This window comes from Streptomyces sp., assembly GCF_031181555.1.
Classification (GTDB): domain Bacteria; phylum Actinomycetota; class Actinomycetes; order Streptomycetales; family Streptomycetaceae; genus Streptomyces; species Streptomyces fimbriatus.
This window is the reverse complement of the sequence record NZ_JAPSKQ010000211.1, coordinates 1-9,306: the sequence shown is the minus strand read 5'-3', so window position 1 is coordinate 9,306 and position 9,306 is coordinate 1. Positions and strand designations below refer to the sequence as shown.

Sequence of the window (9,306 nt, the reverse complement as noted above, 5' to 3'; positions counted from 1 at the left end):
GCAGCCTGCGCACTCCAGTCGGTAACCCAGCCCATACCGGCGCCGTCCTCTCCCGAATCGAGGCTCCCCCACGGCGGCAGCGGCATATTCACCGCCGCCAGTTGAGGACGTTACGGAAGGTGGGCACGGCGCAACACCCCCAGCGGGCCCAATCTTGAATGGTCCGAACGGACTATGGGTAAGCGGCAGATCACCCGGGGGAGTGAGGTGACGACATGCGCGACAATCCCGGCGTTTCCGTTCAATTCCATTGCGTCACAACGGGCACCACGTGACACACGAGGCGGTTCCGGACACGGTCCCGTCCCGTCCCGACCGAGCACCGACCAAGAAAGTCGAGAAGATCCGGAACGATTCGGGGTCGCCGGACGTATTGATACGTGGCCTCACCGCTGTGACAGTCGAGAGCAGCTTAGGCCAAGGCATTTACGCTTGTCCGGCGAATGAGAACGTAGGCTGCTCCCATGCCAAAGAAGCGCTCGGGCGGTGGCCTGTCACCCACGCAGCAGGCCGTCAAGTTCCTCGGAGTCAGTGTCCTCGCAGGGGCCGTCATGGCCGGCATCGCGCTGCCTGCGGTGGGCGCGCTGGGATTGGCGGCCAAGGGATCGGTCGAGAGCTTCGACGAGCTCCCGGCCAACCTCAAGACCCCGCCGCTGAGCCAGCGCACCACGCTCCTCGACGCGGACGGCGGCCAGATCGCCACCGTCTACTCGCGCGACCGCACGGTGGTCGACCTCAAGGACATCTCGCCGTACATGCAGAAGGCGATCGTCGCGATCGAGGACTCGCGGTTCTACGAGCACGGCGCGGTCGACCTGAAGGGCGTACTGCGCGCACTCAACAAGAACGCGCGCAGCGGCGAGGTCTCCGAGGGCGCGTCCACGCTCACGCAGCAGTACGTCAAGAACGTCTTCGTCGAGGAGGCCGGCGACGACCCCACGAAGGTCGCGCAGGCCACCCAGCAGACGATCGGCCGCAAGATCCGCGAACTGAAGTACGCGATCCAGGTCGAGGAGGAACTGGGCAAGAAGAAGATCCTCGAGAACTACCTGAACATCACGTTCTTCGGCCAGCAGGCCTACGGCGTGGAGGCCGCCGCCCGGCGCTACTTCTCGAAGTCGGCCAAGGACCTCAACCTCCAGGAGTCCGCCCTCCTCGCCGGCCTCGTCCAGTCCCCGAGCCGCTACGACCCGGTCAACGACGAGGCGGAGGCGAAGAAGCGGCGCAACGTCGTCCTCCAGCGGATGGCCGAGGTCGGCGACATCTCCCAGGAGCGGGCCGACGCGGCGGCGAGGACCCCGCTGGGGCTGAACGTCAGCAGGCCGAGGAACGGCTGCATCACGGCGGTCGAGGGCGCCAGCTTCTTCTGCAAGTACGTCGAGAAGGCCTTCCTCAACGACCCGGTCTTCGGCAAGACGAGGGAGGAGCGGGCCAAGGTCTGGAACCAGGGCGGCCTGACGATCCGGACCACCCTCGACCCGCAGGCGCAGAAGTCGGTCCAGAGCTCGCTCAAGAACCACGTCAACAAGGACGACTCGGTCGCCGCGGCGATCACGCTGGTCGAGCCCGGCACCGGCAAGATCCTCGGCATGGGCCAGTCGAAGCCGTACGGCTACGGCAAGAACGAGACCGAGATCAACTACTCGGTCGACCACAGCATGGGCGGCTCCAACTACGGCTTCCCGACCGGTTCGACGTTCAAGCCCTTCGTCGCGGCGGCCGCGCTCGAGGAGGGGCGGCCGCCCACCCAGGAGTACTCGTCGCCGTACGAGATGCCCTACCCCGAGCCCGTGCAGACGTGCAGCGGCAAGCCCTGGATGAACCCGAGCGGCGAGACCGTCCCCAACGAGGACGAGTCGGAGGTCGGCCCGTACCGGCTGAAGGAGGCGATGGCCCTGTCGGTCAACACCTACTTCGTGCAGATGGTCGCCGACATCGGCCTGTGCCCGGTGGTGAAGATGACGGACGCCCTGCACGTCGTGCAGGGCAACGGCGAGAAGCTCCCGGAGGTGCCCGCCGTCTCCCTCGGCTCCAGGGGCGTCTCCCCGCTGACGATGGCGAGCGCGTACGCCGCCTTCGCCTCCCGGGGCATGTACTGCACGCCGGTCGCCATCGAGTCGATCACCCAGAAGATCGGTGACCAGCAGAAGTCGCTGGAGGTGCCGAAATCGACGTGCTCGCGGGCGATGAGCGAGAAGACCGCGGACACGGTGAACACCCTGCTGCAGGGTGTGGTCGACTCCGGTACGGGCCGGGAGGCCGGTCTCACGGACCGCGCCAACGCCGGTAAGACAGGTACGACGGACGAGCGCAAGAACGCCTGGTTCGTCGGTTACACGCCGGACCTGTCGGGCGCGGTCTGGGTCGGCAGCGCCTCCCAGGAGGTCAGGATGATCGACATCAGCATCGGCGGCGCCTACCACGCCAAGGTCTACGGCGGCTCGGTGCCGGGTCCCCTCTGGCGGGACGCGATGACCAACGCCCTCGCGGGCAAGGAAGCCGGTTCCTTCAACCTCGTCGACATCCCCGACGAGAGGGACGAGGACCGCGGCGACGGCGACGAGGGCGGGGACCGCGGCGACGGCGACAACGACGGTCTCATCGGCGGCCTGATCGGCGGCGGCAACGGCAATGGCAACGGCGGCGGCAACGGCGGCGCGGGAGGCTCCGAGCCGGACCCGACGTTCTCCATCCCGGAAGGCTTCGTCCAGGGCCCGGGGAACGGCCCCGGGGGACGCCGCTGAGCGGCCCGCCGGACAGAATCCGCCTTTTTCCCCATAACCCCTCGGCCGGCCCGGCGTAATAGCGCCAGCTGCTCGAAAGGGGCACCCTCCGGGCGAGGGCCGTGAAATATTCGCTCACGGCACGCCACACGGGTGCCCCTTTTTCTGTTTCCCGTCGTATGGAGGGCATGAAGGGCCATGAAAATCCGATCCCGTCTCGGTGTGACACTCGGCGCGCTGCTGGGCGCCCTCGCACTCGCCGTCCCGAATTCGGCATCGGCCGCCGCCCTGGCCTGTGACAACTTCGGGTGCGACGGCCACGACCCGAACATCCAGAGCTGGGAGGCCGGACCGGTCTCCCCGTACGGCCCCTACGACCTCGGCGGCTCCTTCCTGTACGAGCTGCGGTGGGGGAAGACGGACGGCGACCAGTACAGCTGGGCCCGCCTGCACTACATCAGCGGCTCGAACGCGCAGGACTGGAGCGTGTACGTCCAGCGGTGCACCAAGGACCAGTCCACCTGCTACTGGCGGCTCGGTGAGAAGAAGGGCGGCGCCTCGGGCTGGACCGCCAAGATCCCGAGCGGGACGAACTACTACTGGACGCGCACGCCGATGTACTACAACCCCTCGACGCACATGATGCGGGCCTGCGTCGAGAGCCCCTCGGGCAAGCAGAGCTGCACGCCCTGGTACTGAGCCGGCTCCGGGCCCTCGCTCCGAGGGCCCGGCCGGCCACGGCGGGACGGCGGTCATCACGCCGTCCCGCCCGCCCCTTTGCCGGCCTTTGATTCCATTTATTCGACTTCCCCGGACAACAAGCCCCATCTAAACTGCAGGACGAATAGAGGCCGCATTCTGCATGGGGGGCGTTTTGGCCGGCAGTCCGGAATCCTTTATCGATATCTCCCGTATCGATGCCGATGACCGAAAAATCTTGAACCTCTTGTACGCGGGCCTCAACGATGCTTCGATCGCCCGGCAGCTCGCCATAGGACACCGCACCGTGCAACGCAGGGTTCAACGGCTCATGGAGCGGCTGCAGGCCAACGGGCGCGTGGCCCTGGGGGCGCGCGCCCAGGAACTGGGCCTGCTGCGCCCACCGCGCACGCCCCCGTCCGCCCCGGGAGCCGCACGGCACACCCACCGGCCACCTGTCGCGCCTCACCCCTACGGCGCCTGAGCGCCCGAGGGACTGAAGTGCGACGCGGAACAACATCGTCCACGCGCCCCGGGAAGACGCCCGGGACGGACGCCGCACCCGCCCGGCCGCTCGTTGAGAGAAGGAGTCGAGAGAAAGAGTCGCGGCCACCGGCAACGCGAGCGCTGCCGGTGACCGCGGTGTCGGACGACGGGTCTGTCAGCGGTAGCGAGCAGCCCGGCGGCGCCGGGAGGGCTCCGTCACGTCGGGCACCACACCGGCCCCTGCGCCCGGAGTCCCGGCCCAGGTCCGGATCCTGGCCGCCACCCGCGCCAGGCGCGCGTCGCCCGGCGGCACGTCGAGGTAGAACAGCCCCTCGTAGGGACGGCGGTCGTCGCCGCCCCAGCGGACGACTCCCTCGGTGTCGGCGATGATGTCGTGGATGAGCAACTGCTGTCCCGCGGTGAAACCGTCCCGCACGCCCGGCGGGTAGGAGCCCGGCCGGATGACGACGGCGGTGCCGGACGCCCGGTTCGACTCGGGGCGCCGGCTGTCACGCACCGCCGACGGCGCCATCCAGCCCTCCAGGGGGTTCGGTTCTCCGTGCGCGCCCAGGGTGTCCACCTCGTAGTGGAAGCGGCGGACCACGTGGATCAGGACCGTTTCGACGTCGCCCGTGCGCACCGGGACGGTCAGACCGGTGCCCGGCACGGGGCAGGTGACGATGTCGCCGTCGGCGTCGACGGCCTTCTGCATCTCCCACCCGTTGGCGGACGGACGGCCGGTGAGGAGACGGCGGCGACGGGCCTCGGCACGGCGCAGCGCCTCCTTCAGCGCGTCGTTCCTGAAGGGCTGCGGCGCGGCGACGGCGGGGGTCGAGAGGAGGCCCGTGGTGGTGAGGCCCGCGGCGGCGGTGACACCGGCGGCGACGAGAGTGGCTCTGCGGGTGATGCCGGAGTTGATCAACAACTCAGCCTTTCTTCCGTGTTGACGTGCGCTGCTTGTGGTGAAGGAGGCCGGAGGCCACGGCACTGAGGAGTGCGAGCAGCAGCAGTACGGTGAGGGACGGGTTGATGTAGCCGGGGATGACGACGGAGTAGTCACGGCCGTCCGAGGTCTCGCAGACGAGCCGCAGCGGGATGAAGTCCCCTCTGCGGCCGACGAGGGCCGGTGTTCCTTCGGGGCGCTGTCGCTCGCACTCCTCGGCCTGCTCCTGGTCCTCCAGGAACAGGATGTGGAGAAGCCCCCACAGGTAGAGGGCGATTCCCGCGGCGACCGCCGCCAAGGAGACGTCCCGCCATGTCCGGAACGGAGTGTTCCGGCGGCGGGCCCGCCGTGTGAGCCGTGAGCACAGGTACACGGTGAGACCGATCAGGGTCGGCGCTCCTGCGAACAGGACCGTGATCAGCCCGGCGACATCATGGCCCTGCCAGGGATCGGATGCCATGACCACGGCCCGTCAGGCCCCGCGGATGGCGAGGTTGTACTTCTCGAAGATGGCGTAGAGCGGCATGCGCTCCTTCGCGTGTGCCACCGCTTCGTCGCCGAAGCCCTGGTACCGGCGCAGGACCTCGAAGATCTCCGTTTCGTTGTAGTCGAGGGCCGGCCGGCGGATCCGGGTCTCGGCGTGGTCCCCCGGCTTTCCGTCGGCCGCCCATATGTGCAGGTGCGGCACGGTGCTCAGGCTGAACACGTTGTCCTGGTTGACCTTCTGCCACATGGCCCAGCGGTCGCCGTCGGCGGTCGCGTCGAGGATGTCGCCCTCCAGCAGCCCCGCGCGGATCGAGTTGTTGCGCGACAGGATGCAGGTGCGGCCCGAGATCTTGGCGAGGCCGGTGCTGCTGTCGACCAGTCGCTCGACCTTGGGGAGATCCTTGGCCCAGTCCGGGATGACCCCGGTGTGGTAGAGCACGACGCCGGCGTCCTCCCCCACGTCCTTGAGGCTGTAGTGGCAGAACTCCCAGAACGCCGAGGTCTGGATGAGCGCCTTGCGCATGCGGTACCTGCGGGCCGCCGAGGTGATCGCGGCGTCATGACTGATGATCGTTTCGAGGCACTCCTGCAGGGTGTAGATACGCCCCGTGCCTCCGGGCTTGCCGATCAGGTTCATGTAGTCCTCGACCTCCTTCAGCAGGGAGGGCCAGAGGTCGATGTCGAAGCCGATGTCCAGCTTCTCGGAGGGAGTGGGGTAGAAGTCGCCCTGCCCGGTGTCCCGGCCGGAGGCGATGTTGTTGTCGATCTCGATCCGGCCGTCGCCGGAGCCGATCGTCTTCGTGACGATCTGGTCGAAGGCCCAGTTCTCGGGCATCGGGTAGCCGAGGTTGCCGGAGAACCCGGAGGACATGTCCGACACGAAACTGGCGTCCGCGTAGCCTGCCTCGGAGATCCGGGAGCACGCGTTGCGCGGGCCGTAGACCCCGATCTTGTAGGGGCTGCCCAACTGGTTCATCTGCTCCCGGAGGCGCCGGAAGTACGGCAGGATGTGCGACGTCACCTCCTCGTCCACCGCGTCGTAGTCGACGGCGAAGTAGATGCGCGTGCCCGGCTTGAACCCGTGCTCCTCCGCCTTGTACGAGGCGTTCATGCAGTCCGTGGCGCCCTGCTCGGGGCTGTAGTAGTCGACCGAGCGCGCCCACGTCTGGTAGATGGGGAAGCAGCGCAGCCCGTACTCCTTGATGGTCGCGAGCTCGCCCGGCTGGATCTCCTTCTCCGGCAGGGAGGTGGTGGACGGGTTGTACAGGTAGCGCCCGACGTACTTGTAGCCGGCGGCCTTCAGGGCCTGCGCCCGGGCGGGGGTGATCTTGGTGACGCCGTCGCACGCCTCGCCGGGACGGCTCTGATCCCCGTACGAGACGAGCAGCGAGGCCCAGGTCTGGAAGTCCCCCTGACCGGTCACGGGGAGCTTCATGAACGACTGGAACGTCCTGACGCCGCTGGCCAGCGAGGACGTGAACGAGCTCGAGAAGGACACCGGGCGCTTGTTGAGGACCATCGCCCCGGTGAACAGCTGCACCCACACGCCGGAGGAGCCGGTGGACACGGTGTGGCTCTTCAGGCCGGACTGGGTGCCCGGACCGAAGACGCCGTTCGCGACACCGTCGGCCATGCCCAGCTCGTACTGGATGGCCAGGAGCATCGACCTGGCGACGTCACGGGAATGGTGGCCGTCGCAGGGGATGATGTAGTAGTCCTTGCGGAGGACGTAACGGCCGTTCAGCCACTGCTGGATGGAGCGGATGGTGTCCGAGCCGTTGTTGACGGTGACGTAGGCGTCCATGTTGAACAGGCCCTTGACCACCTTCGGCCACAGGGAGCTGCCCGGGTACGTGCCGGCCACGCCCATGTTCTGGTTCAGCTTCACGACCGCGGCCTTGACGCGGTCGTTGTACGTACCGTCGATTTCTCCGCCGTCGTAGCCCTTGCAGTACAGCGCGGACTGGATGATGCGGCAGAAGTTCGCCGAGGGGATGGTCGTCTCGTCCAGCTTGCCGTACTTCGACTGGAGCGCTCCCAGCGTGCCCGGGCCGAAGTTGTTCGACAGCGCGCTGATGCCCATCTCGTACTGCAGCGCACGAGTGAGGGCGTACATGACGGGCCATCCCGTGCGGCCGTTCTCCTCCAGTTTGGAAATACCGAGGGTGGCGCCATTCCCGTAGGTGATGTTGATGAATCTCTGGGCGCGAAGCACCATCTCGTCGGCCATTGAGTTCCTTCCATGAGAAGAGAAGTCGGGACGGGTGAGGATGTCGGCGCACACCGGATCGGCCCCGCCGCGGAGAAGAGCCGGGAAAACGGTTCCGGCACGGCGTCGGCCGATGGCCCGCACGGTCACCGGACAGCCAGCCGGCCTTCGGGGCGCAGGACTGGGCACGGCCATGAGCGGGGGAATCGGGTCGACAGGGACCCCCGCGGCGAAAAGCCGATTACTGCACCGGGCTCAGGGAATCGGCGAGAGGAGCGAGAGCCCTGGGACCGCGCCGGAACCACTCTTGCGCGCACGTCGCCCTGCGTCTGTGGTCCACATGTCTGAAGTCCCCCCGGAGAACGGTCAATTCCCACTCCCACGAGCGCCTTGACAGACCCTCGTGATCATCAGGAACCTAAATCATCCGGGCGGCTACGAGAAGGATCCCCGGCACGCCGGGGGCACGGAGACCGAAGGGCAACGGTCACCAGGAGTGACACGGCCGTTCGGAACACCCAGAACTGCCCACAAATGCCTCATGTTGCGTTTTGCCGAGATTCCTTCACAGGCCTCGACGGCGATACTCGGCTAACCGATTGCACAGTGAGCACCGGTATACGCTCGGTGCAACCGCCTTGGCGTCCCACGGTCCGGGGCGCTCGACGCCTTTCGACCTCGTCGCCCCACGGCCACGCCGGGGATCATTTTCCGGCCATTCCGCTCGTCCGGGGTGTCACGGAGGCCGGTTCGCTCCCGCGTGAGCAATGCGTGATCAGCGGCGGCCCGTGTGCCGTTGCTCACATCCCGATGCGTCCGGGTCACCTTCGGGAAGGTTTGTCCCGTAAGTAATCTTCGCGCTGCCCCGGGTGCGGACGGTCCCGGACCGGCCGCTCGGCTTCGACTGCCTGGCGGGGGCCCGGTCACGCCTCCGGGAGACCTGTCGGCGCACAAGTGCCCCCGAGTGCCCCGTGACCGGAGTGGAACACCGCGCCCTCACGACCGTCACGGTGCTGGGCACAGGCCTGCCGGGTGGGGCTGCGGACCGGCGCCCCACGAAGGCTGTCCCCGGGTGCCCGCCCTCCCGGGTGCCCACCCGACGATCCGCGTCCGGTGACGAGCGCCGCCAGGGTGCGCGCCCCGGACGAGACGCCCGGCCCGGGGGCCGGCGTCCTCGTCAACGGGGCGACGGGGCGACGGGACACAGCCGTCCCTCCCGGCGTCGTCGCCCCCTGCCGAACGTCCTGAGCGGCGGCCCACCGCGGCTCGACGGCCGAGAGGGACGACGGCCGTCGAGCGTACTCAGCCGGCGAGGAGCTTCTTGACCGCGGCGGCGACGCGGCCGCCCTCGGCCTGCCCGGCCACCTTCGGGTTCACGATCTTCATCACGGCGCCCATGGCCCGCGGCCCCTCGGCACCGGCCGCCCTGGCCTCCTCCACCGCCTGGGCGACGATCGCGTTCAGCTCCTCGTCGGACAGCTGCTTGGGCAGGTACGCGGCCAGCACCTCGCCCTCCGCCTTCTCCCGCTCGGCCTGCTCGGCACGACCACCCTGCGCGAAGGCGTCCGCCGCCTCACGGCGCTTCTTCGCCTCCCGGGTGATCACCTTCTGCACCTCGTCGTCGGAGAGCTCACGCTTCTCCTTCCCCGCGACCTCCTCCTTGGTGATCGCGGCGAGCGTCAGCCGGAGCGTCGAGGAGCGGAGCTCGTCGCGCTCCTTGATCGCGGCGTTGAGGTCATCCTGCAGCTTCGACTTGAGCG

7 protein-coding genes and 1 pseudogene are annotated in these 9,306 nt (G+C 68.2%); 3 read left to right on the top strand and 5 right to left on the bottom strand.

Annotated features, from left to right (window positions below):
• Window positions 1-86, bottom strand: a pseudogene (locus RIM90_RS28340) (WhiB family transcriptional regulator); the annotation flags it as partial.
• Between the two features lie 378 nt (window positions 87-464).
• On the opposite strand from RIM90_RS28340, the gene RIM90_RS28335 reads away from it, so the two are divergent.
• From RIM90_RS28335 to RIM90_RS28325, 3 genes are all read left to right on the top strand, one after another.
• Window positions 465-2,744, top strand: a complete 2,280-nt coding sequence (locus RIM90_RS28335) for a transglycosylase domain-containing protein (protein WP_309063603.1) — start codon at window positions 465-467, stop codon at window positions 2,742-2,744.
• 177 nt (window positions 2,745-2,921) lie between these two features.
• Entirely contained in the window at window positions 2,922-3,422 is a 501-nt protein-coding gene (locus RIM90_RS28330; protein ID WP_309063602.1) for a hypothetical protein, read from the top strand.
• Window positions 3,423-3,660: 238 nt separating this feature from the next.
• The gene (locus RIM90_RS28325; protein ID WP_309063601.1) at window positions 3,661-3,906 is read left to right on the top strand and encodes a LuxR C-terminal-related transcriptional regulator; all 246 of its coding nucleotides are present in this window, start codon (window positions 3,661-3,663) and stop codon (window positions 3,904-3,906) included.
• A 177-nt stretch (window positions 3,907-4,083) separates the two neighbouring features.
• Here the strand turns inward: RIM90_RS28325 and RIM90_RS28320 are convergent, their stop codons facing one another.
• The 4 genes from RIM90_RS28320 to RIM90_RS28305 all read right to left on the bottom strand — a co-directional run.
• On the bottom strand, window positions 4,084-4,827 hold the full coding sequence (locus RIM90_RS28320; protein ID WP_375165589.1) for a hypothetical protein: 744 nt from the start codon (window positions 4,825-4,827) through the stop codon (window positions 4,084-4,086).
• Between the two features lie 7 nt (window positions 4,828-4,834).
• Complete coding sequence (locus RIM90_RS28315) at window positions 4,835-5,311, bottom strand: hypothetical protein (protein ID WP_309063599.1); 477 nt, start codon at window positions 5,309-5,311, stop codon at window positions 4,835-4,837.
• Between the two features lie 12 nt (window positions 5,312-5,323).
• On the bottom strand, window positions 5,324-7,567 hold the full coding sequence (locus tag RIM90_RS28310; protein WP_309063598.1) for a glycoside hydrolase domain-containing protein: 2,244 nt from the start codon (window positions 7,565-7,567) through the stop codon (window positions 5,324-5,326).
• A gap of 1,281 nt (window positions 7,568-8,848) precedes the next feature.
• Window positions 8,849-9,306, bottom strand: a 458-nt coding sequence (locus RIM90_RS28305; protein WP_309063597.1) for a GatB/YqeY domain-containing protein, incomplete at its 5' end; no start/stop codon positions are given.

Excerpts from the sequence above, each read along its gene's own strand:
- RIM90_RS28335 (WP_309063603.1), top strand. The coding sequence starts at position 465 with ATGCCAAAGAAGCGCTCGGGCGGTGGCCTGTCACCCACGCAGCAGGCC.
- RIM90_RS28330 (WP_309063602.1), top strand. The coding sequence starts at position 2,922 with ATGAAAATCCGATCCCGTCTCGGTGTGACACTCGGCGCGCTGCTGGGC.
- RIM90_RS28315 (WP_309063599.1), bottom strand. The coding sequence starts at position 5,311 with ATGGCATCCGATCCCTGGCAGGGCCATGATGTCGCCGGGCTGATCACG.
- RIM90_RS28310 (WP_309063598.1), bottom strand. The coding sequence starts at position 7,567 with ATGGCCGACGAGATGGTGCTTCGCGCCCAGAGATTCATCAACATCACC.